General features: G+C 33.9%; 11 protein-coding genes and 1 pseudogene. 6 read left to right on the top strand and 6 right to left on the bottom strand.

Annotation, left to right across the window (positions count from 1 at the left end; genetic code table 11):
- Positions 1–5: 5 nt before the first annotated feature.
- The 6 genes from ABI549_RS03095 (at position 6) to ABI549_RS03070 (ending at position 7,284) form a co-directional block, all read left to right on the top strand.
- On the top strand, positions 6–866 hold the full coding sequence (locus ABI549_RS03095) for a DUF4349 domain-containing protein (protein ID WP_348074989.1): 861 nt from the start codon (positions 6–8) through the stop codon (positions 864–866).
- 3 nt (positions 867–869) lie between these two features.
- Complete coding sequence (locus tag ABI549_RS03090; protein ID WP_348074988.1) at positions 870–2,507, top strand: S41 family peptidase; 1,638 nt, start codon at positions 870–872, stop codon at positions 2,505–2,507.
- A gap of 94 nt (positions 2,508–2,601) precedes the next feature.
- Positions 2,602–3,372: an ion transporter gene (locus ABI549_RS03085; protein ID WP_348074987.1), complete on the top strand. Its 771-nt coding sequence runs from the start codon at positions 2,602–2,604 to the stop codon at positions 3,370–3,372.
- A gap of 193 nt (positions 3,373–3,565) precedes the next feature.
- Positions 3,566–5,029, top strand: coding sequence for an NAD(P)/FAD-dependent oxidoreductase (locus ABI549_RS03080; protein ID WP_348074986.1), 1,464 nt, complete (start codon positions 3,566–3,568; stop codon positions 5,027–5,029).
- A 227-nt stretch (positions 5,030–5,256) separates the two neighbouring features.
- Complete coding sequence (locus ABI549_RS03075; RefSeq protein WP_348074985.1) at positions 5,257–6,384, top strand: hypothetical protein; 1,128 nt, start codon at positions 5,257–5,259, stop codon at positions 6,382–6,384.
- A gap of 81 nt (positions 6,385–6,465) precedes the next feature.
- A complete protein-coding gene (locus ABI549_RS03070) occupies positions 6,466–7,284 on the top strand; it encodes an OmpA family protein (protein WP_348074984.1) in 819 nt (272 codons plus the stop codon).
- Here the strand turns inward: ABI549_RS03070 and ABI549_RS03065 are convergent.
- The 6 genes and pseudogenes from ABI549_RS03065 to ABI549_RS03040 all read right to left on the bottom strand — a co-directional run.
- Positions 7,281–7,727, bottom strand: coding sequence for a GNAT family N-acetyltransferase (locus ABI549_RS03065; protein ID WP_348074983.1), 447 nt, complete (start codon positions 7,725–7,727; stop codon positions 7,281–7,283). The two genes, ABI549_RS03070 and ABI549_RS03065, sit on opposite strands and share 4 nt — an antisense overlap.
- 57 nt (positions 7,728–7,784) lie before the next feature.
- Entirely contained in the window at positions 7,785–9,872 is a 2,088-nt protein-coding gene (locus ABI549_RS03060; protein ID WP_348074982.1) for a LysM peptidoglycan-binding domain-containing protein, read from the bottom strand.
- Positions 9,873–9,977: 105 nt separating this feature from the next.
- The gene (locus ABI549_RS03055) at positions 9,978–11,165 is read right to left on the bottom strand and encodes a phosphoglycerate kinase (RefSeq protein WP_348074981.1); all 1,188 of its coding nucleotides are present in this window, start codon (positions 11,163–11,165) and stop codon (positions 9,978–9,980) included.
- A 126-nt stretch (positions 11,166–11,291) separates the two neighbouring features.
- Complete coding sequence (locus tag ABI549_RS03050; RefSeq protein WP_348074980.1) at positions 11,292–12,269, bottom strand: type IX secretion system membrane protein PorP/SprF; 978 nt, start codon at positions 12,267–12,269, stop codon at positions 11,292–11,294.
- Between the two features lie 46 nt (positions 12,270–12,315).
- The gene (locus ABI549_RS03045; RefSeq protein WP_348074979.1) at positions 12,316–23,016 is read right to left on the bottom strand and encodes a T9SS type B sorting domain-containing protein; all 10,701 of its coding nucleotides are present in this window, start codon (positions 23,014–23,016) and stop codon (positions 12,316–12,318) included.
- 110 nt (positions 23,017–23,126) lie between these two features.
- Positions 23,127–24,526, bottom strand: a pseudogene (locus ABI549_RS03040) (hypothetical protein); the annotation flags it as partial.

The following is a 24,526-nucleotide window of genomic DNA, read 5'->3' as shown; positions in this document are numbered from 1 at the left end:
TCACTATGAAAAAATTATTCGTTTGCCTCTCTATTTTATTTTTTGCCATTTCTTGTAAAGATGTAGCTGCCGAAGCAAGTCCAGCTAAAATAAGTATTACCGAAATGGCGGAAGCTCCTGCTGTTATGGACGAAGCAGCTTCGGCAGTAGATTTGGATAAACCAGAAACTGGCGACGAATCCAACATTACTAATTCTCCTGAAAAAACAACTGAAACCAAAATAATTAAAACTGGAAATCTTCGTTTCGAAAGTTCTAATTTAGAAAGTTCTTTTCAAACCGTTCAAAAAGCAGTAGCAAAACACAAAGCCATTATTCAAAATGATGATTCGGGAAAAGATGATTATTCGGTTTACCGAAATTTCACCATTAGAATTCCCAATCAAGATTTTGATGCTTTTATAAGCGAAATAAGTCAAGGTGTTTCCCATTTTGATAAAAAAGAAATTTCTCAGCAAGATGTAACCGAAGAATATGTAGATATAGAAGCCAGAATGAATGCTAAAAAGAAACTTGAAGCACGTTATATTCAATTGCTAACAAAAGCAAATAAAGTTTCAGAAATGCTAGAAATAGAAAAACAACTGGCCGAAATTCGTGAAGAAATAGAAGCAAAAGAAGGCCGACTAAAATACATGCAAAGTCAGGTTTCTATGAGTACAATTAATATAGAAATGTACACGAATAATCCTTCCGAAAGTGGCGTTACAGTTTCTTATGGTGGGAAAATATGGAACGAAATAAAATCAGGTTTCAACGGATTGTCAAGTTTTTTACTCGGAATTATCGGCATTTGGCCTTTTATCATTATTTTCGTAGTACTATTTATCTTTATCAAACGAAGATTTAAGAAAAAAACACGATAAGACATGATTTCACTTTTGAAGAAAAAATATATATTTCCAGTAATAGCAAGTGCTTTCTTATTTGTAGGAGTAAGTTTTAAAGAAGATTTTTTTGAAATTGCCAAACAAATAGAAATCTTCACTACGCTGTTCAAAACGGTCAATATGAACTATGTTGACGAGACCAATCCTGGCGAATTAATGGATAAAGCCATAAAAAGCATGTTGGCACAACTGGATCCATACACCAACTATTTTAACGAGCAAGATGTTGTAAAAGCCAAGATAAACAACACGGGCGAATACACCGGAATTGGTGCGATATTAACCAGAAAAGACGGAAAACTAATCGTTCGCGAACCTTACAAAAATTATCCTGCAGACAAAGCAGGTTTAAAAGCGGGCGACGAAATAATTCAAATTGGTGATGTAAACCTCATCGATTTTAAAGACGATGCCACGCAATTATTAAAAGGCGGAAAAAATGCAAAAATCGATTTAAAATACAAACGAAATGGCGAAATAAAAACCACACAACTTGTTCTAGAAGAAGTCGAAATTAAAGCTGTACCATTTTTTGGAAAAATAGATGACAAAACAGGTTATATCGTTTTAGAAAAATTTAATGCCAAAGCATCGTCAGAAACAAAAGAAGCACTAGAAAAATTGAAAGAACAAGGTGCGACACAAATTATTCTCGATTTGCGAGGAAATCCAGGTGGTTTACTAGCCGAAGCCGTAAATGTTTGCAACTTATTTGTACCCAATAACGAAATTATTGTAACCACAAAATCGCACATTGCAAAACACAATAATACGTATAAAACATCGAAAAATCCTGTCGATTTAGAGATTCCGTTGGCGATATTAGTCGATGGTCATAGCGCTTCGGCAAGCGAAATTGTTTCTGGTGCTTTGCAGGATTTAGACCGAGCCGTTATTATTGGTTCGAGAAGTTTTGGTAAAGGATTGGTGCAACGTTATGTCGATTTAACTTACGGAACCCAACTAAAAGTAACTATTTCTAGGTATTATACGCCTTCCGGCAGATGTATTCAGGCTTTAGATTACACCAAAAAAGATGCCAACGGCAAGGCTATTCGTACCGAAGCCAAAAATTATAATGCTTTTAAAACCCGAAAAGGTCGTCCCGTTTTTGATGGTGGAGGCGTTTTGCCAGATATCGAATTAGAAGAAACGAAAACCAACACCATTATTGATGCTTTAACAAGAAATGATGCGATTTTTAATTTCGCAACCCAATATTGTACTAAAAACCCAAATTTAGGAGCAAAAATACCAGCATTAACCGATATTAATTTTTTAGAATTCAAGAAATTCTTAAAATCTCAGTCTTTCTCTTTTGATACAAAAACAGATTTGGCGCTAAAAGATATGCTCGAAGAAGCTAAAAAAGAAAAAATAGACTCGGCTATAAAACTGCAATATGACACTTTATTAGCTTCGCTTCAAAAAGCAGAAGATCAAGAAGTAGACAAAAACAAACCCGAAATATTAGACTTATTGCGTGACGAAATTATAACAAGAAACCAGTACAAAGAAGGATTGTATATGTTTTATACCAAAAATAATTCTGAGATAAAAAAAGCAACCCAATTGCTAAGCAATGTTGCTGAATACAATAGAATATTAAAAAAATAGGTTGATTATTTGACTGATTTTAAGTTGGCAGAAAGTTGCGAAAAAATGCAGAAATCAATAAAAATAACAAAATATAAGGAAGCCCGATAAAATGTTGAAAGCAAGAATCCACGAATTTATACATACAAATCCACATTTTCAGAAGTTCATATACACGCTGATAATCTTGAATGTTTTTTCTTTAATTCTCGCATCATACAAAGAAATTTATTCAAACTTTGAATTGTATTTTGAAAACTTTGAGACTTTTTCTGTTACGATTTTTACAATAGAATATATCTTAAGGTTTTTTACTGCTGATTTAGATTACGGAAAAGACTCTTCATTTTCAAAAAGATTAAAGTTTAGTTTTTCAGCTTTTGGTTTAATTGATTTATTTGCAATTCTTCCTTTCTATTTGCCTTTAATTTTTCCATTCGACTTAAGAGTTTTGAGAATATTACGTTTATTCAGGCTTTTGAGGATATTTAAACTTGGACGTTTATCAAAATCACTTCAAACAATTACAAGCGTTTTAAAAGATTCAAAATCTGAATTATCAATTACTCTTTTTGTTGCATTTATATTGCTGATTTTATCATCAACTTTAATGTATTATGTAGAAAACGAAGCGCAACCTGATAAATTTGAAAATATTGGACAATCTCTTTGGTGGTCAGTTGCAATTTTAACAACTGTTGGTTACGGAGATATTTATCCAATTACTGGTTTGGGGAAAATATTAAGTTCTGTAATTGCAATTATCGGAATTGGATTTGTTGCTTTGCCAACAGGAATAATAAGTTCTGCGTTTATTAGTAGAATGCAAAATGAAAAGTTAAGCAAAACTGAATGCAAATGTCCGAAATGTGGAACTGAATTCTAAAGAAAAACAGATCTACCAACAATTGTTTAGTGAGATTATTTATCTGTTCATATTTCAGCCTCGTGAGCAAATTATGTAGTAAATTAATTTTTATATTTCGCAAAAAATTATAGCACAACATAAAATTTTCCGTTCCAAAATCGCCAGATCTGGTTAGCCGCAAATCATTTACTAATGATACTATAAAACAGAAGTGAAAAAGATAGAAAATAAAAATACTAGCTGGACTATTTGTCTAGAATGTCAGGGACGCGGCAAAAAAAGTCAAAGACTTTCTAAGAAAGTGCGACTTCGCTACCAAATAGAACTCGAACAATATGAGAAAACAAATACCGAAGGAACTACTCCTGTTCGCCCTAAAGCGCACCTTGGTTCCTGTTTGCAATGTTCTGGTTCTGGGATTATTTCTGCCGCTAGTCCTCCCATAGCAGATAAAGAAAATTACCCACATGTTGCTATTATTGGTGCTGGTATAGGTGGTGTCGCGCTGGCTGTGGCTTGTTTGCACCGCAGAATCCCTTTTACACTTTATGAGCGCGATAACAACTTCGATTCGCGATCTCAAGGCTACGGACTCACCTTGCAACAAGCTAGCAAAGCAATTAGAGGATTGGGAATACTCACCTTAAAAGAAGGCGTGGTTTCAACAAAACACGTGGTTCACACTACAGATGGAAAAGTGATTGGAGAATGGGGAATGAGGAAATGGATACCATCAGAGGCGAAAAGCGCTTCGAAACGTTCCAATGTGCATATCTCAAGACAATCTTTACGTTTTGAACTACTGGAACAACTCGGCGGACAGGAGAAAGTACAATGGGGACATCAATTAATCGATTTTAAAGAAGGTACAGATAATTGTGTGGATCTAAGCTTTCAAGTAAACGGAGAAATAAAGAGTTATAAGGCAGATCTTATCGTTGGAGCCGATGGCATTCGCAGTTCAGTTCGCAATATACTCATTGGTGAAGATACTAATCCTTTGCGTTACCTAGGTTGTATTGTGATATTGGGTATTTGTCCTTTGAGTGATCTCGATGGGCTTACTAGTTCTTTGTTAGATTCGGCGACGGTTTTTCAAACTGCCAATGGTAATGAGCGAATCTACATCATGCCTTATACGTCAAACTCTGTAATGTGGCAACTTAGTTTTCCAATGCCAGAAAATGAGGCTAAAAACTTGAGTGCTCAAGGTCCGAAAGCACTTAAAGAAGAAGCTTGTCGAAGAACACCGTGGCACAATCCCATTCCACAAATAGTAGCAGCAACGCTAGAATCTCAGATTACTGGATATCCTGTGTATGACCGAGAATTACTCGAACCGGCATTGTTAGAGAAAGGAGAAAAATCGACTCTGATTGGAGATGCGGCTCACCCAATGAGTCCATTCAAAGGACAAGGAGCAAATCAAGCGTTGCTAGATGCTTTGGCTTTGGCTCGGGCAATAACAAAAGGATGCGGCGCATCATCAAAATGGAGAGAAATTGGAATTCGAAAAAGTGTATTGACTGAATTTGAATCAGAAATGTTAGAACGAAGTGCTTCTAAAGTAAAAGATTCATCAGCCGCCGCACAGTTTCTACATTCCGAAAATGTACTACATGAAAGTAATCAACCAAGAAGAAGAAATCGGCAGGATACCAGTGGTGAGAATTGATAAAGTTTATTAGATAAAATTTTACTCCCGTTAACTAAAATTGCTCATATTCGTATGGTTGAACATTTAGCTCTAACAGGTAAACATTACCAACAATAAATTAAAAAAAGGAATCGAATTGAGCTTGTTTGAGAACATTGGAAATCTCAATAAAACTAAATGTATCATAAAATAATTGCTTTTTCTAAAAGTCTTTTCACGATATTTAGGTTTTTTTAAAATAGAATATGAACAGAGTTAAGATAAATCTAAAAAACAGCAGTTATTTCTTATTTTTCGGGTTAAGTCTTGCGCTACCTATGGGAATATACACATTGACATCAGGTCCGTCTAGAATAATTGCTAACAAAGCACATAATAATCATTGGTCGGAAAACAGTGAAAATTTTGTTCAGAAAATTATAATTGTTGTTTTTTGTGTCTTGATTTTTATTGCAAGTTTATATTTAACCCGCTATTTTATTATTTTAAAAAGTAATATTAAAAAATATATAATTTTTGGCATTTGTGCCACTTCACTCCTTACTGCTCTTTACATCTTTACTTTCAAACCAGAAATATTGATTGTAAAATCGACAGAAAAAGTTATTATTGAAAAAAATACAGCTATCGAATTCCATTTTGGAAGCTATCCAGATGAAGATAAAATGGCTAATCTTGTAGCTGAAAAATATACTGCTATTATATCATTGCTTCATCCTTTAGTTATTCCTGCCGAACCAGTTTTAATGGAAAAAGAATTAAAAAGCGCAAAAAAATTAAGACTAAAAATAATATCAATACCTATGTTGCCATGGATAATTGGCAATGATTCTGCCGTGAGCCAAATAAAGAAATTAGCGCATAATGCAAAAGGCAAGTATTATGTGCACTGTTATTTAGGAAAAGATAGGGTAAATGTCTTTAGAAATATTATTGAAAAAGAAAATAAAAACATTAAAATAAACAGTCATTTTACAACCCGAAATCTCGATACAATATCCCGTTTTGAACGTGGAAACATATATAAACTAGATGAAGATTGTTATTTGACTCCGTATCCAACGGATGAAGAGTTTTTTAGTTTTATATTAAACGGCAAAATAAAAAGTGTGGTGTCGCTTTTGCACTCAAATAAAGCTGAAAATAAAAACCGAAGAATAAATGAAGAAAAAATAATGACTTTATACAATCAAAGTTATTATAATATTCCCATTCTTGAGTCAGATTCTGATTTAAAAATTAAAGAAGCTGTTGCTTATATTAAAAAACTTCCCAAACCAATTATAATACATGAATATTCCTCTGAATCTATTATCTCCAATAGATTCAGAGGAATATTCCAAGAAAAATCAAAAAACACTCTCTTGAAATAATGTAAGGTTTTTTGATTTTTTAGTTGGTAAATTCTACATTATGGTTAAATTTACCAGTGAACACAAGGCTGGAAAAACAACATGCGAAATTTTTTATTTTTACTTATATTCCTTTCTTTTTCTGAGCAAATAATGGCTCAGGAAGAAATTATACATTCTGTTTATTTCGATTTTGATAAATTTAAACTCGACGAAAAACAAGCAAACGAAACCGTAAATTTTATAAAAAATATCGATTCTACTCGTATTGAATCTGTTCAAATTTTTGGTTATTGTGATGATCGTGGCAAAGAATCCTATAATTTTAAATTATCTAACAACCGGGCTTCTGTTATTCAGAAAAAGTTAGTTGCGAATGGTATCAAAAACAAGATTATTGTCACTATTGAAGGCAAAGGTCGCGTCATGATTGACGATGATATTATAGAAAATCTTCCCGAAGTTCGGTCTAAAAATCGTCGCGTAGATGTGGTTCTCAACATGAAACCGTTGCCTAAAATTCAGATGCCGGGTATGTTTGATATGATACAAAAAAAACATATTGTGGGTGATAGAATTTTTTTAGGTGATGTTCTCTTCGAAAAAGGCAGTAGCAAACTAAGTGTTAATGCCAAAAATGATCTTGAAAAAATTTCGAAAGCTTTACTTAAATATAAAAATTTACAGTTCGAAATACAAGGTCATGTTTGTTGTACACCGCCATACCAAAAAGAAGCAATAGACAGAGATACTAGAAAAAGAGAACTTTCTACTAATAGAGCTAAGATTGTTTACAATTTTTTTGTTGCAAAAAAAATAGACAAAAAAAGAATGATTTATAAAGGATATGGTACTGCAAAACCCCTAGGAAAAGAACCACAGTATGATCGCAGAGTCGAGTTAGTGATTACAAAGATTTAAGATTTTTTCATCTCAATGTGCGGAATATCATCTTCTAAATACATTTCGGAAGTTTTCGTAAAACCATGACTTTCGTAAAATTTTTGTAAATACAATTGGGCAGAAATCGTGATGTTACTTTTGCCAAAATATTCTTTTATTCCAGCAATAGCTTCAATCATAAGATTATTTCCCCATTTTTTGTCACGGAATTTTCGTGCTACAATAACACGCCCTATCGAAGCATTATCAAAATAATCACCTGCATCAAATAATCGGCAATAAGCCACCAATTCTTCATTGTAATAACCTAAAACATGAATTGCTTTCTGGTCTTTATTATCAATGTCTTGGTAGACGCAGTTTTGTTCGACTACAAAGACTTCGCTTCTTAATCTTAAGGTTTCGTATAGTTCATGAATAGAAAGGTCTTTAAAACGCTTTATTTTGAATTGTAATGACATTGTGAGATTTATTTACTACAAATGTGATAAAAAAGGGAATCTCACGATTCCCTTTTTTTATGCTTTTATTTTAAGTTTCATTCCTGGTTGTAAGTTTTCGTCTTTAATGCCATTTAGTTTCTTGATATCTGCAACTGTAGTGTGATGCTTTTGAGAAATACTAAATAATGAATCTCCTTTTTGTACCACATATAATTTTTGATCTTGGTATTTGTCTTTTTTCTTAGTCTCTTTTTTAGAAACTTCGGCAACAACTTCTATAGTTTTTTCAATTTTTAGCTTCTCTCCTACTTTTACAACATTATTGTCTAGATTATTCCATTCTTTCAAATCATCAACAGTAACATTATTATTTTTAGCAATTAATGAGATGTTGTCTCCTTTTTTTATAGTATAAAAAGTAGTTTCAATACTTGGTTTTGCTTCTTCAACTGCAACAACAATATCTGGAGTATTAGAAAGTTTTAGTTTATCTCCCAGTTTAATATTTCCGTCTTTTAGATTGTTCCATTTTTTTAAATCGGCAACATATAATCTGTTTTCTTTTGCTATACTAGTTAGGGTTTCTCCTTGTTTTACAATATGTTCGTTAGTAACAACTGTCTTTTCTGTTACGGTTTCAGGCTTTTTAGCTATTTCCTTTTTAGAAACTGATTTATCAAGAACAGCAACTACTTTTTCTTCTGTTAATTCTGGTTTTGATTCTACTTTAGCTTCTAAAATTGCCCTTGGTTTTTTAACCTTCTGAACCACTGCAATTCTTTCTTCGGTAATGATTTTTAAACTTTTACCTTGTTGTACTTTATTGCTTTTTAGGTGATTCCATTTTTTTAAATCTGACATAGCAACATTGTACTTATCTGCAATATCACTTAAGTTATCTCCTCTTTTTACTTTATGAAATTTAGTTCTAGAAACATTTTTCATAATAGTTTTAGTTTCCACCAATGCTTCGTCTATGTTATCATTAACAGAAATAGAATCTTTAAAAATTTTTGTTCTTGGTTTTGATGTAAAAGGTCTTTCTCTGTTTTTCTCCTGATAATTTACATAAGCATACATTTTATCTTCGTTTGAAGCAAAAATGGCAATTTTGTCTTTTGGCAAACACAAATAATGGGTTTCGTTAGTTACATAAGGAATGACTTTCATTTTATATGAAGGATTCAGGAACTCAATTTGAGATTCTGGCATATCTAACAAGGCCGAAATTTGTTTGAATGACATTTTGCTTTTTATTGCTATAGTATCTACAGCAAAATGATTTGCAATTGCTTTTTCTGGCACAATTCCGTGCTCTTTATGGTATTCGAAAATATACATCGTGGCAAGAAACATAGGAACATAAGATGCTGTTTCTTTTGGTAAAAACTTCTTGATATTCCAAAAATTCTGATGTCCACCTGAGCGACGAATGGCTTTGGTTACATTTCCTGCTCCCGAATTATATGAAGCAAGAACCAATTCCCAATCGCCAAAAATCTTGTACATATTACTCATATACTGTGCCGCAGCATCACTCGCTTTTAGTGCATCACTACGTTCGTCTATATAAGAATTTACATTAAGCTTATATTGTTTTCCTGTTTCGTACATAAATTGCCACAAACCAGTCGCGCCAACACGAGAAACTGCTTTTGGATTTAATGCAGATTCGACAATAGCCAGATATTTTATTTCTAATGGCACATTATATCTCGCCATCGCTTCTTCGAACATTGGGAAATAATATTGAGAAATTCCCATTAGCCTTTCAAAAGAATGTTTTCGGTTTTTAAGAAATGATTTGATAATATTTTCTAAACCAACATTGTATTCGATATTAAACGGAGATTTCTCGTCCATTAATCTTAATCTTTCTTTTAACAGTTCAGTTGGTAGTTCAAAATCGACAGTTTTGTCTAAATCAATATTTTTTATGTCATCAAAAAGTTGCTTCGAAATATCATCGTTTGTGAGTTCTTTAAAACATTTTTCATCTACGCAAGCAGACATTTCGTCTATCACGTAAGTGGTTTTTAATGAGTCTAAAAATGAGAGTTTTAGCTCTGTTTTTTTTATGGAATCATGTGAAACAATATCTTGAGCAAATATATTTGTGACCGAAAATAGAAGAAGTAAAAAAGTAAATTTATTTTTCATCATAATAGTAGGTATTATAAAGTGTTATATTTCAATATGTTGCGACTGAATGCAAACATAAAGTCTTAAAACGTAAAAACGGTAAAAAAATTGTTAAAATTGTATTTTTTACTCTAAAATAGCTGCAATTCCTGGCAAAACTCTTCCTTCTAGCATTTCTAACATGGCACCACCACCTGTAGAAACGTAGCTCATCTTGTCTTCAAGACCAAATTGTTTTACTGCCGCTACACTATCTCCACCGCCCACAAGTGAAAAAGCTCCATTTTGAGTTGCTTCAGCAATAAAATTCCCTAATTGAATAGTTCCGTTAGCAAAATTTGACATTTCAAAAACACCCAGAGGACCGTTCCAAAGAATTGTTTTTGATTCTAAAATTACTTTTTTGAAATTTTCTAACGATTTTGGTCCAGCATCCAAACCTTGCCAACCATCAGGAATTTTGTCAACATCTATAACTTGGGTTTCGGCTTCATTTGAAAAAGAATTAGCAGCAATAACATCGACTGGGAGATGAATTTGAACATTTTTTTCTTTAGCTAAACGCAAAATTTCTAAAGCCAATTCTTGTTTGTCATCTTCACAAATAGAATTTCCTATTTTTCCACCTAATGCTTTTACAAAAGTAAATGTCATTCCACCACCAATAATCATGTGATCTACTTTGTCTAAGATATTTTCGATTACTGTAATTTTTGAGGAAACTTTACTTCCGCCCAAAACTGCTGTAACTGGTTTTTGACTGTTTGTAAGCACTTTATTTAAGCTTTCTATTTCTTTGGCTAAAAGTGCGCCGAAACATTTGTGCTCAGGAAAAAATTGTGCAATTATTGTCGTTGAAGCATGTGCTCTGTGAGCCGTCCCAAAAGCATCATTCACATAAATGTCTCCTAGTTTTGCTAGTTTCTTAGAAAATTCGATATCACCAGCTTCTTCTTCTGCATAAAAACGAAGGTTTTCTAATAATAAAACTTCTCCTGATTTTAAATTTGAAGCCATTTTTTCTGCTTCCCCACCAATACAATCTGAAGAAAATTGAACTGGAACTCCTAAAATTTCTGAAACTTTAGCTACAATATGTTTTAATGAAAATTCAGTTTGAATTCCTTTTGGTCTTCCTAAATGCGACATTAAGATTACACTTCCACCATCGGCAAGAATTTTATCTATTGTAGGTTTTGCAGCTTCAATACGAGTGGCATCGGTAACATGAAAGCTTTCATTTAGTGGAACATTAAAATCTACTCTTATTAAAGCTTTTTTGTTGTGGAAATTGAAGTCGTATATCGTTTTCATTGTTTGTATTGTTAGCTTTATTTTTATGAATTTTTAAACCATTAAAATTTTAAGTCTCATTAAGTTTTTTACTTAAAATTCTTAAAACCTTAATGGTTTAATTTTATTTTTAATATTTAAAAAAGACTAATCGTCGTTATTTTCTTTTTGTGTACAAGGACAATTACTTGCTTGTTGTAAGAAATCGAAACCTAAAGTAACCATATGTGTTCCTGAATTATAGGCTGACAATTCGTTTAATGTTAACTGATAAGAATAGCCTAAATAAAAGCCTCCTTTTTTAAGACCTAGCATTGGCCCTACCGTAAGTGGTTTCATTGGCTGATCGTTAAGAAAACGATACGTTGCACCCATCCAGAAATATCCTGTTCTTTGATTGTCTAAGTATCTTAACTTAACATTCAAATCGGTACTAGAACGACCATCACTTTGAAAATATTGAAAAAATGCTGATGGTTCTATTTCCGTTCTGCTATCTCTATTTCCTCTAAAGGTATATCCTGTGTAAAGCTGATAATTTCTTAACAAATTAGGTTCTAGATTAATAGGTGATGATTTGAATTTTTCAAGATTTTTATTTAGTAAATTGGCTGTGTTAAATGCTAAATAAAAAGCCTTTCTTCTATACAATATACTCACATCGAAGTTGTCATTAGAAGTATATCTGTCATTAACAATTAATGGAAAATTGATAAGGTCAAAATTTCCTGTATCAATTTTGAAACTATTAAAGTTATAAGAAATACCAAAAGACAAATATTGTTTAGAATAGTAATCTAGAATAATATGGTGTGCAAACGAAAGTTTTAACCCTGTTTGTCTTGTATATCCGTTCTTATCGTTGTATAACGAAAGTCCTATTCCTGATTGATTAGCAATTCTAAAATCTGCATATAATGCCTGATTTGCTGGAGCATCTTTTATCCCAACCCATTGGGCAAATCCATTGAGCCTAATTCTAAAATTATCACCTATTCCTGCATACACTGGCGCGATAACAAATGGGTTATCGGCCAAATATTGTGTTGCTGGTGGTACATTTAACTCTTGTGCAAAATTCTTCGTAAACGATAGTAAAATAATTGCAATCAGGAACTTTTTCATTTTAAATATTTTATTTTTTGACGTTGTCATAGTTCTTGAATTAAAATTATCTGTACAATGTAAAATGACCTACATACTCGCTATTATTACCCGCATCTACTTTTATTACATACCAGTAATCTCCAGAAGGCAATTCTTGTCCGTTATATTTACCATACCATTTTTGTCCTTCTAACAATTCAGCAACTTTACGACCATATCTATCATAAATATAAGTCACAATGTCTGGATAGTTTGATGTGTTTTTTGGACCCCAACCACTACCGTCACCAGGTGTGTAGACATTATCGATTTTAATAGGTATAAATACTACCGCTTTAGTCTCTGTATCTGTACATCCTTTACTGTCTGTAACTGTTACAGTGTATGTTGCTGTATGATCGTAAATATGAATATTATTTGGACCATATTGAACAGTTGCTCCTGTTTCGTCTTGGAAAGTATAAGTATATGGTGCAGTTCCTCCTGTTACAGGATTTAATGTTGCAACAAGCTGATTAAGGAACACCTGCGTTAAAATTAGGTTTAAAGGATCAATGTCTGTTGCATTAATTGTAAACGGAATTGTTGCTTTATCACAACCATTTACATGGAATACGTAAATAATATGTGACCCAGGAATTAATAAACTTGGATAGGCTGCTGAAGTAAATATATTACTAGCCTGAGCTCCTGCTGAACTGTTTACATCTAATGAAAACAAATAATCAGATAGCGGTGTAAATGCTAAAGATGGAGTGTTACTTAAATTAAGAACCTCAACTCTTACTGCAGGACTATTACTAACACAAGGGAAAGTAACTTCCGCTCTCGGTTCATATAACACACCACTTCCTATAATTTGATCTATTCCAGATGGATTACAATTATTACCATCTATCACAAAAACAGTATAATTTCCTCCATTCAATCCTGTAAAAGTGTATGTTGTAACACCCGGAGCTAAAGGAACTATTGGACCGTTAACAACTGTTGAAGAACCTGGATAAACGACTGTATAGCCTATACTATATGGAGCTGTACCGCCGCCTATTCCTGCAACTGTAATTTCTCCTAAATCTAACTCAGCACAGTCTTCATCTACAAAAGATGTGATATTATATGTCAAAGCTGTTGGTTGGTTGATAGTAATATTATTAAAAGTTACAAAGCAACCATTTTCATCTTGAATAATTATTGTATAAGAACCAGATGCAAGATTTGGAACATTAAATCCACCTGCCACGTAAGGATTTGTAATTGTTATAAACTGACTTAAATTAGGTGAAATAGCATATTGTATTGCTCCTGTCCCTCCAGTTATTACAAGATTTACAGCTCCATCATTACCTCCATTACATTTTACTGGAATTGAAGTTGGAACAACATTAAATGGTGTTGGCTCAAAAATTATTACACTTATTGAATTTACCGCACAATCTAAACTTTGAACATGAACAATATAAGTTCCTGCTGGTAAGTTAGAGAAGTTTCCAGGCGTTGTTTGTGTTGGTGCTGGTAAAATAGGATTTCCTGCACCATCAAGTAGTGTATATACATAGTTTAACAATCCGCCAGTCGCTGTTGCAGATATTGTTCCTGTTGCACTTCCACCGCAAAGAATATCTTGATGTATTGGTGGAGCAATTATTAATGGATCTAAAGGTGTTATAATGACATCTCCAGAAACTAAACTCTTACAACCATTAGCATCTTGAATATAATAATTATAAGTACCAACTGGAACAGAAATTACTGTTGATGGATTAAATGATCCTATAAACGGACCACCTACTGTGGCACTATAACTATATGGTGGCGTACCTCCAGAACCTGTAAGTGTCAATGTAGCTTGTGTTAAACATGTTTGTGTTGTAGCAGTAGACAAACTAGCAACTACTTTAGCAGGTTGCGCAATTACAATATTAGCTGATGTAAACGAACAATCAAAACCATCTGTAATTGTAACACTATAAGTATCTGCACATAATCCAGTTAACACAATTCCTCCAAGAGGTATTGCAATTGGACCCGAATCAGAAACTGTTGGTATTGTAGAATGTAATACATAAGAATAATTACTTCCTTGTCCACCTGTTGGATAAGAAATACTAATCGTTGCATTACAATCTCCAAAACAAGTTACTGTTGGTCCGCTTGATGTAATAACAGCATTTATTGGAGTTGGATTCGTTAATGTTACATTAGTTGATGTGATACAACCTTTTACATCTCTTACATAAACTGTATAAGTCGCTTGTGTTAATCCTGTAAAGTTTGCATTAGCACTATAAGTATAAGTTCCTACAATAGCGGCACCTATCTGAAGTTGGAATTCATAAGGAGCTCCCCAACCACCAGTAGCTGATGCAGTAATTGTTCCATCATTATTTCCTGTAACACAAGTTATAGGAGAACTAGTTGCAGAAATTCCTAATGCACTTGTTGGTCCTGAAATTGTGAAATTTTTTGTCACTGTACAAAATGGTGTAGCAGTTAGTGAAACATTTGCTGTATAAATTCCTGAAGGTAATCCTGAAACTGTTATAGGTCCTACAGTAGGGCTAACTCCTGAAGCAACTGTTGCTCCTAAACTATCTAAAATTGTATAATTGAAAGGTCCAGCATCATTTGTTGGTGTCAAATCATTATCTACGATTGTAATATCTACACTTCCATTATTACCTCCAAAACAAGTAACATCAACCACATTATTAAGTAATAAACCAAATGTATTTGGATTAAACACATAATGTATGGTTTGCACACTACATCCTGTTACAGGATTTAAAACAGTAATTAAGTAATCACCGATTGTTAGACCTGTAAACGTTGGTGAGTTTTGTGTAACATTATATGGAATTGCATTTGTTGGATATCCAGTAACAGTATAACTGAAAACTGGAGGTGCTCCACCAGCAACAGTAACTGAAATCGTGATTTGTTCGTTTGTAGTACAAGTAATTGGACTATCTACAACAACTGTAGGATTACTTATTGATATATAAGCATTTATTATTGCAGTAGTAGTTCCCAAACAACCTTTATTATCATAAACATTGATAGTATAAGTACCTCCAGCAACATTTGCTGTAGAATAAGTGTTGCTCGATCCACTTTGTTGTATAACCCCACCCAATATAAACTCATAGTTCGTATAAACTCCTGAACCTCCTGTAACACCAGTTACGGTAATAGTAGCAAGGTTTACAGCATTTGTTCCTGCATTACAACCAAATTGTGTGATTGTAGTTGCTGGTACAACAATAGGAGCTGGTGTTCCTACAATTACATTATTGTCTATTAGTGTACAACCTCTGCCTGAATTTACCTGAACTGTATAAGTTCCAGCTGGTAAACCTAAAAACACATTCGATGCTTGTGGTCCTGTAGCAAAGGCTAATGGTGCAATAATTTGATATGTATAAGCTGGGTTATTATTTGCTGCTGGTAAATTTATAGTAATCGTACCATCGGTTCCTCCGCTACAAGTTACATTTGTAGGAATAGCAGTGAATGTTACTGGTGTTGGCAATGCAAGACAAAATGGAGTATTAGCACTACAACCTGTAGCAGAATCTGTTACTCTAATAATATAACATCCTGCAGGTTGACTAGCAAATACATTACTTCCTTGTGGTCCTGTAATTACGACCGAGGCACTTGTTAATAAAGTATAAGTGTAGTTTGCTGGCGCAGAACCACCAGAAGCTGATGCCGTAATTGTACCATTATTGTTAAAACAAGTTGGTTGTATTGTAAATACTGCCGAAACTGTAAGTGGCGCTAGAATTGTAACAGTTTGAACACCATTACCACAACCATTTTTATCTCTAACTTCTACAGTGTGTGTTCCTGAAGATAATCCTGAAATATTAAATGGAGTTGTATTGGTTACAAAAGCACCACCATCTATACTAAATGTATAAGGCGCAACACCCGCTGTAGGCATTTCTACATGTATTTGATAAGTTCCTTGAGCCACACAAGCATTTACTAAAGTAGCATTAATAATTGGTGAAGGATCTAGTCCAATTACAACTGTAACTACTTTAATACAACCATTCGCATCCTTAACATACACATCATAATTACCACTTTCTCCATTAAAAGGATTGGTAGCAACCCATCCTGCTGAAGCTGCGGTAGGAGCTACACTTGGTGAAGGTAAATATTGATATGTATATGGTCCTGTTCCTCCTGAAGCAATAGGAGCAATGTGTCCTGCATTTAGATTACAATTATCATTTGTTGTTGCTGCAGATAATGTTAATGCAGTTGCCGATTCTACTATTGTAAAATTAATTGAAGTCACTCCACAACCACGAACTGCACCAACATATTCAACAATTTGAATATTATAACTACCTGGTGATAATGGTCCAGTTGTAAAAGGAAACATCGTAAAAGGAGCTGTAAGAATTCCAGTTGTTGCAACACTAACAGGTAAATTATTTGATGCATAATGTACACTGTAAGTAATTGATGTTGTTGTTGGATCTATTCCTGTTAAGCCAAATGTTACTGATCCATCTGCACTTCCATTACAAGTAACTGGATTTGCAACCAAAGGTGTCACATTTATTGTAGACAATGTAGCTGCTGTAGGAGCAGTTTGAAAATAATAACATCCTGTAGTTAAATCTCTAACAACAATAGTATATATAGTTCCAGGTATTAGGTTTGTAAAAATATGAGTTGCAGGTCCTGGATTAGCTGGCATAAAAGTACTTGACCAAGGAAAAGCTGTTAAATTAACTATACCAAATTCATAAGGTCCAGAACCGATAACACCTCCAGAGATAGAAACTGTTAAATCAGCCCCTGTAGCACAACTAGCAACACTAGCAAATGTAAAATTCAAACCACCTGGCGGACTAGCCATTACTAAATTAGATTTTACAATCGTACACCCATTAGCGTCTTTAACACTCAAATCATATAAACCAAAATCTACATTTGGAAAACAATAATTAGCACCCAAAGGTTCAACATGGTTTATTACTGCACCACCATTTGTTATATCTACTAAAGTATAAGTATAAGGTGCAACACCTCCTGTTAATCCATTTACACAAATAGATCCTAAAGCATATCCAGATCCAGCAATACTACATGTAATAGGATTTACTATTGCAGTATAAGCAATTTGTGCTGGTTGTGTTATAGTAACACTTCCGTTAAAAGTACAAAATTTAGAATCTCTTACAATATAAGGATATGTCCCTGCGGATAATCCTGAATAAGTTGTTGTAGAGGTAAAAGGACTTCCATTAAAACTTATTACATAAGGTGCAACACCCCCAGAAGGTGTAATAGTTACACTTCCTGCAGTATCTCCAAAACATTTATTATTTATTTGTGTATGTGTTGCTGTCACTGGAACAAGCGCATTTACAGTATGAATAATAGATTGTGCAACACATCCTCTCGAATCAGTAACTTGAAACTGATAAGTCCCAGCAACTGCTGTCGAATAAGTAAATGGCGATGTAGTTGCTCCAAGATTTGCAAATGGAGCACCATTAAAGCTTACTTGATAAGTATATGGTGAGTAACCACCTGCTATTGTTCCTGTAATAACAGCGTTAGGTGAAGCGGTACAATCTAAATCCTTAGTCAGTACTGTGCTTAATGTCAGTTGTGGTGCAATTGTTTGTACTGGCAAAGTTACAGTACAACCAAAAGCATCTGTTACTATAATAGTGTATGACCCTGGTGTTAAATTAGAAAATACATTTGTTGCGTTTGGAACACCATTTATTGTATAAGTATATGGTGCAACTCCTCCTGCTGGTGTTACAATAATTGTAGCTCCCGATGGACTAGAATAACAGAAGTTTGATGCTAATGAAATTGTAGCTGTTGGTGGTGTTGCCGCAACAACACTTACAAGAATAGAACTACTTGTACATAAATTTGCATCACGAATAAGTACAACATAATTTCCTGCAGGAACATTTGTAAATATTCCGCTAGCTTGATAAGGCCTAACTATTACTGCTCCTGGAGACGTTTGTAATTGGTATTGATATGCTGGTGTACCTCCAACTGCTGATGCAGTTATTGTTGCTCCAGTTAAACAAGTAGCTGGTGTTACAATAACAGAAGGTACTAGTGCAGCTGGTTGTGTAATTACTGTTGTAAAAGGGAAACTACAAGCTGTATTCGCTGGATTACTATCATATCTAATTTGAATATTATAAGTTGCTGCTGTTAAAGCGTTTATAGTAACTGGCGATACTAATGAAGTAATCCAAGTACCTCCACCGTTTGTACTATATTGAAAACCTGTAGCTGCAAAATTTTGAGCTGAAATTGTGATAGTACCGTTGTTACCACCATTACAAGATACATTATTAGAACCTGTTACTTGAGCTGTAAATGCTTGATTACAAGCTATATTTATAGGGAAATTTCTAGTTGTAATACAAGCTATTGGTTGCTGATAAACATTTATATCATCTATAGCCGCGTCATTTCCTCCATAAATAATACTTCCAGATCTTATCTTAAATATAAGAGTAGTATTAGGACCTGGATTTAAACTTAATGATTTTAATTGCCAAGCATTTACCGTATTATCTATAATTCCTGTAGATTGAGAAGCAATAACTGTTCCTGCTCCATCTACTAATTCTAATATAAAAGAAGGATCTGCCCCTCCGTTACCCACGGTTAATAAATTTGCTAAATAAATATCTACAATTACAGGTTGGTTTGGTAAAACATTATTAATTGTTTTACTATATAAAACACCATTAGGACCTGCTGCAGATCCAATATTTACAGCTAAAAATCTTCCTTTTGGATTTGTTCCGTTCGATGTGTGATCACGGTAAGGGAACCAAGCACAATTATTAGGATTAAGTAAAGGTGTTACAACATATTGATTGTCATTTACGAACCATGTACCACATGCAGAAGCTGGGAATCCAGCAACAGCATTACCACAAGGCTGTCCCGCTGGATAAGCCTGAGGGTTAAAACAATAAGCTGCCGCAATTCCTGGGGTTGTTGTATTGGCACCAATACCAAAATCTTCAAACAATAAGTTACTTGGTGTTGGAATATTTGTAGCTTGATAGTTTACCGTCACAGTATGAGGTCCACAAGTAACTGGGGTAAATACGTTATTTGTTGGAGGAGTATTAGGTACGCCATCTAACAAATAAGTATATATAAAACTACCACCGTTATTATTTACTGTAACTGTGCTTGTTGCATTACCGTTACAAGCAAAAACCGGAGGAGTTACCACTATTGTTGGTGGTGCAGGTGCAGGATCTAGTGTTACCGTCATTGGAAAAATACAACCATTTGCATCTTTAATATATACGGTATAAGTTCCTGGCAATAAATAAGCTTGGTTTACAGCGGTATACGTTGCTTGATTATCAAAACTGTAAGTATATGGAGGAACGCCTCCTTGAGGATTTATAATTCTAACTCTTCCTTCTCCTAAAGGACCACAACCTGCTAATTCAGAAACTCCTGCTGAAGCTGTTAAAGCTGCTGCTGGTTGTGTTATTGTTATAGTAACTGGGGTTGTTAAACAAACAGCTGTTCCTAAAGTATATCTAACTATTATAGTATAAGTACCTGCTACTAAATTAGGGAAGTTAGGTGTTGGGAAAAAATTTATTCCGTCTATACTATATGCTAAAGTAAACCCATTAGCATTCGTAACATTAAAATTAATTGCTCCTGTATTACTACCATAACACAAAACATTTGTTTGTGTAACCGTGTAAACAGGTGGTGGAACCAATGCAACTGTAATCGAAACATTTGCAGTACAATTGTTATTGTCTACCACTTGAATATTATAGATTCCAGCAACTGGTGCTGAAATTATTGGGCTTGATTGTGTGACTGTAACCGCTCCTGTTACATTAAAATTGTAAGGAGGTGTTCCGCCCACTGGGTAAACCGTAATCTCTCCAGGTCCACATGAAGTTAATGGTTTTGTTAACGCTGCAGTTATTGTTAGTAATGGCGGTTGATTAATTGTAAAAGGTGTTGTAACACTACAACCATCTTGTGTCGTTACTGTATAAGTATAGTTTCCTGGTGTTAGATTATTAAACACAGTACTACTACTATTAGTTGGACCAAATGTACTAATTAATACAGCTCCTTGATTTATACTAAAGGTATATTGTGGTAATACATTGTTAGCTGCTAAGTTTATACTTCCTTTATCGCCACTACATATAGGTTGTGTAATAATTGCCGAAACAGTAAAAACTCTATTTACAATAGGAATATTTGTTAATGTAAACACACAACCGCCTACTATTCCTGTTTGACGAATACAAACAGAGTGAACTCCAACTGGAACAGATAGGAAAACATTACTTGCTTGCCAAGTTGCTGTACAGTCTAAACTATATTCATAACCAGCAGGAACTCCTGTAATTGTTATTTGTCCTGGTGTAGAACAAACAGCATCTCTTGGAGTCGCTATTGGATTTAATAAATTTTTGAAAACATTAAAATAGAATATACGCTGACAACCTCCTGGATAAACTATTACTACTCTAAATTGTCCAGCATTATTAGCAGTATAATTTAGTCCTGTTCCTACATTTGTCCAAGTACAAGCGGCATTTTCGTTTGCACAATTAGGATTTACAACTGCAGCACAACTTCCTGTATTTAATTGTTCCCAACTAATAGAAGTAGCGCCTGTAATAGTTGTGGCTATAAGTTGTGAATCTGCTGCTCCACATAAAAATATAAGAGGTAATTGTTTATTGTCATTAGGGCAAATTACTATTTGATCCGCATAAGGTAAAACAGGATTTGTTAGAGGTGGTGTACCTGTAATATCTACAACATTTATCGTTTGAACTATAGATTTACAAGGTGTTATATTAATCAAATTATTTACAGTATATGTACCCACTTGGTTTACTACTACACTTTGATTATTTGTGCCCGCTACAGGTGTTATTGTTGCTCCAGGAGGACCAGACCATGTATAAGTCGTATAACCTCCAGCTGCCGTCAGTGTTACAGTTGTACCACATAAAACTACGTCTTGAGTAAAATTACAAGAATCAAGACCAACCAAAGTATTTGTTGGACTTGCTCCGCTTAAATTACAAACTGTATATGAAGATAAACTCGGGTCATTTGAAATTTGAGCTGTGTTTAGAACTCCTTGATAAGTTGCAAAAGCTTGGTTTGTAATTAAATTAGAACATGCGTCATCTAATTCTAGGCATGTACATAATACCTTTACACCAAGTTGTATTGTATATCTTGGAGCATTTACTGTTACGAATCCTTTTGGAATTGTAAAAACAATAGTTCTTGTTGCTGCAGTATAAACAAAAGTAATAGCTGGTGTTACAGGAACAGTAACAGGTGGTGTTGGCAAAACAACCGATGCTGGATTAAAAGAAACATTGGGAGGGAGTACATCTCTAATAGTAAAAACATCAGCAGCATCATTTCCTATATTTTGAAACCCGATAGTATAATTTAAGGGTTGGCACAAAGTTACATTTTGTCCTCCTACATCCGCTCCAGAAAGATCGGCTACTGTTTTTGTAAGTATTATTTTTGGTTCGATAATTTCAACATCAAATGTTGTAATATATGCACCGTAAGAATCTCCATTTGTTGTAAGTCTTAATGTTGCGCCTGTTTCATTATTAGGGATAACCGCATTAAGTGGGTTATTAACTTGCACCAAATCTAAATCGAAACCTAACGTATTACTACTATTTATATTCCTATTTGTTATTGCAACATTATTATTTGTAATAGAGGAATTAAAAAAGTTGTTTAATGGGTTTAATCCGTTTGTAATTGTAGTAAATCCTCCTAATGAGTTAGCTTTAAAACTAAGGTTATCTCCTGTATATTCATAATCTCCTTCTAATGCACCAACACCAATTCTTGCTTTAACAGGAAAAGGTGGGGGCAGTGTTTGAAATCCATTTATATTAAAATCAACAGGGGCTCCACCATCAATATTAGCATAACCATCAAAAACAGATATATACTTACTTGGTAAAGACGGGTCTTCATAAATAATTACAATAGACCATCCGGCAGAACTTCCTGTGTTTGTATATTTTCCTAATTGTCCTCTTTGGTTAGCAACAGCATAGGTTCCATTTGCATTTGCCAAACCTTGTAACAAACTTGTTACATTTTTGTAACATACATAAGGTACACCATAAACTCCATTTGTATTACTTGTATTGTTATCTACAATAATATCATCTTCTTGTCCTACAGGGTCGGCGGCGTTGTCTGCTACCAATGTTTGATATGCACCACCTGGAAGTTTGAATTTTACTTGATTCCAATCATTTTGTCTAGGTATTGTTATTGTCCCATTGCTTTTTATTCTCTCAAACGGGTAGGTAGCCGTCCAATAAAGTCCTGCATAAATAATTTTTTTACATGGTGATACAATATTTAAATCAGCGGTACTAGAACTAAAAGTTGTAGGATCGCCATCTATATCAATATAATCAAAATTAAAATTGTTATTAGCTAAAGTTCCATTGTATGGTGTATTAGCTTCAGCAGTAAGTACTGCTTGATTAGTCACATTATTTGCTCCATCGTATGTTGGATTGGTATTTGTCCTATTGACAATATTATTACCAACAAATACGATATCACCTTTTAGTTTTAAGCTTCCCCCGGCTAATCTTTGTGTAAATGGGGTAACAACCTGTGCTGTTATATTGTAACTGCACAGTAAAATTAAGACCGATAATATGTAGTTTTTTATTCTCATGGGACAACTTTTTAATTCAGAAATGGGGCTAAAGTTATTTATTTTTTATTTAATTAACATTTTTTTAGCACTTTATTTTAAAAATAAAGTACTAAAAAATATTTTTATGACTATTTCTCTACCTTAACAATTACCATCTTACCATTATAAGGCTTGCTTCCTTTAGATTCCATTGCACTTGTAGCATCTTGAATATCTGTAAGTTTTTGATAATAGATATAGTATGTTCCGTTACTTGAATTATAGAAGAAATCTATATTGGTTTGACCTGCTTGTATTGCTTTTGTTATAAATGCATCTCTTTTTGCTGCATCTTTATGAGCCGCTACTACAAGGTAGTATCCGTCACCTACATTATCATTATTTTTGATAATTTGTGTACCCGCTTGCTCTTCTCCAAAATCAAAGTCTTCTGGTTTATAAGCCTGACCTGTAGGAGTTGTTTTAAGTTTAATTTGTTTTAATGTTTCTCTATCTTTTTGATATTTTGTATCATCACTATCAAATGCAGCACGTTTAATTCTTCTTTTCTTTTCGATATCAGTTTCAGCCTTGATTGTTTCAAGTTTTGCTAATAAATCTAAATTTTGTTTGTCAGCCGCTAATTTTTCTGCTTTTAATTTTTCAAGCGTTTTTAAATAATTTTGATTAACAATATCATTTTTATTAGGAACTTTTTTCAATCTTTCATTTGTACGTGTTTCAAATTCTTTAATGAAATTGCTTTGATTTTTAGTGTTCTCAGCTATCTCAATTTTCAAAGATTCAAGTGCTCTGTTTGCAGCAGAAGTACTTTGAAACTCTTTTGCTTCACTTACAATACCTTTATCAGATAAATCATTTACTCTTCTAAGTTCTCTAAGCTCATTGTCTTTTGCTTTTGTAATAGAGTCTAATCTATTTAAAGATTCCTTTTGGTTTTTCTTCGAGTCATCTAAAACTTGACTTAAATTATCCAATTCTTTATCCTCTACAGATTTAGCAGCATCAATTTTAGCTTTTTCTTCAGCTTCTTTTCGTAAACGTTCTGCTTCGGCCGCTGTATTTGCTTTTGCATCTGCATCTGCTTTCTCCTTACGTAAACGTTCTGCTTCGACTTTTGCTTTTGCTTCATTAGCTAACGCGTCTGCTTTTTCTTTTAGTAAACGTTCTGCTTCGGCTTTGGCATTTGCTTGATCTGATTTTAATTTATCAGCTGCTTCTTTTGCTGCCGCAGCTGCATCAGCTGCAGATTTTGCATCGGCATCCGCTTTCTCTTTACGCAAACGCTCTGCTTCGGCTTTAGCTCTATCTTGTTCTGATTTTAATTTATCAGCTGCTTCTTTTGCTGCCGCAGCTGCATCAGCTGCAGATTTTGCATCGGCATCCGCTTTCTCTTTACGCAAACGCTCTGCTTCGGCTTTAGCTCTATCTTGTTCTGATTTTAATTTATCAGCTGCTTCTTTTGCTTTTGCGGCAGCATCAGCGGCAGCTTTTGCATCGGCATCAGCTTTTTCTTTACGTAAACGTT

Source organism: Flavobacterium sp., assembly GCF_039932285.1.
GTDB lineage: Bacteria > Bacteroidota > Bacteroidia > Flavobacteriales > Flavobacteriaceae > Flavobacterium.
Note: the sequence above shows the minus strand (reverse complement) of the source record. Positions and strands in the feature narration are given on the sequence as shown.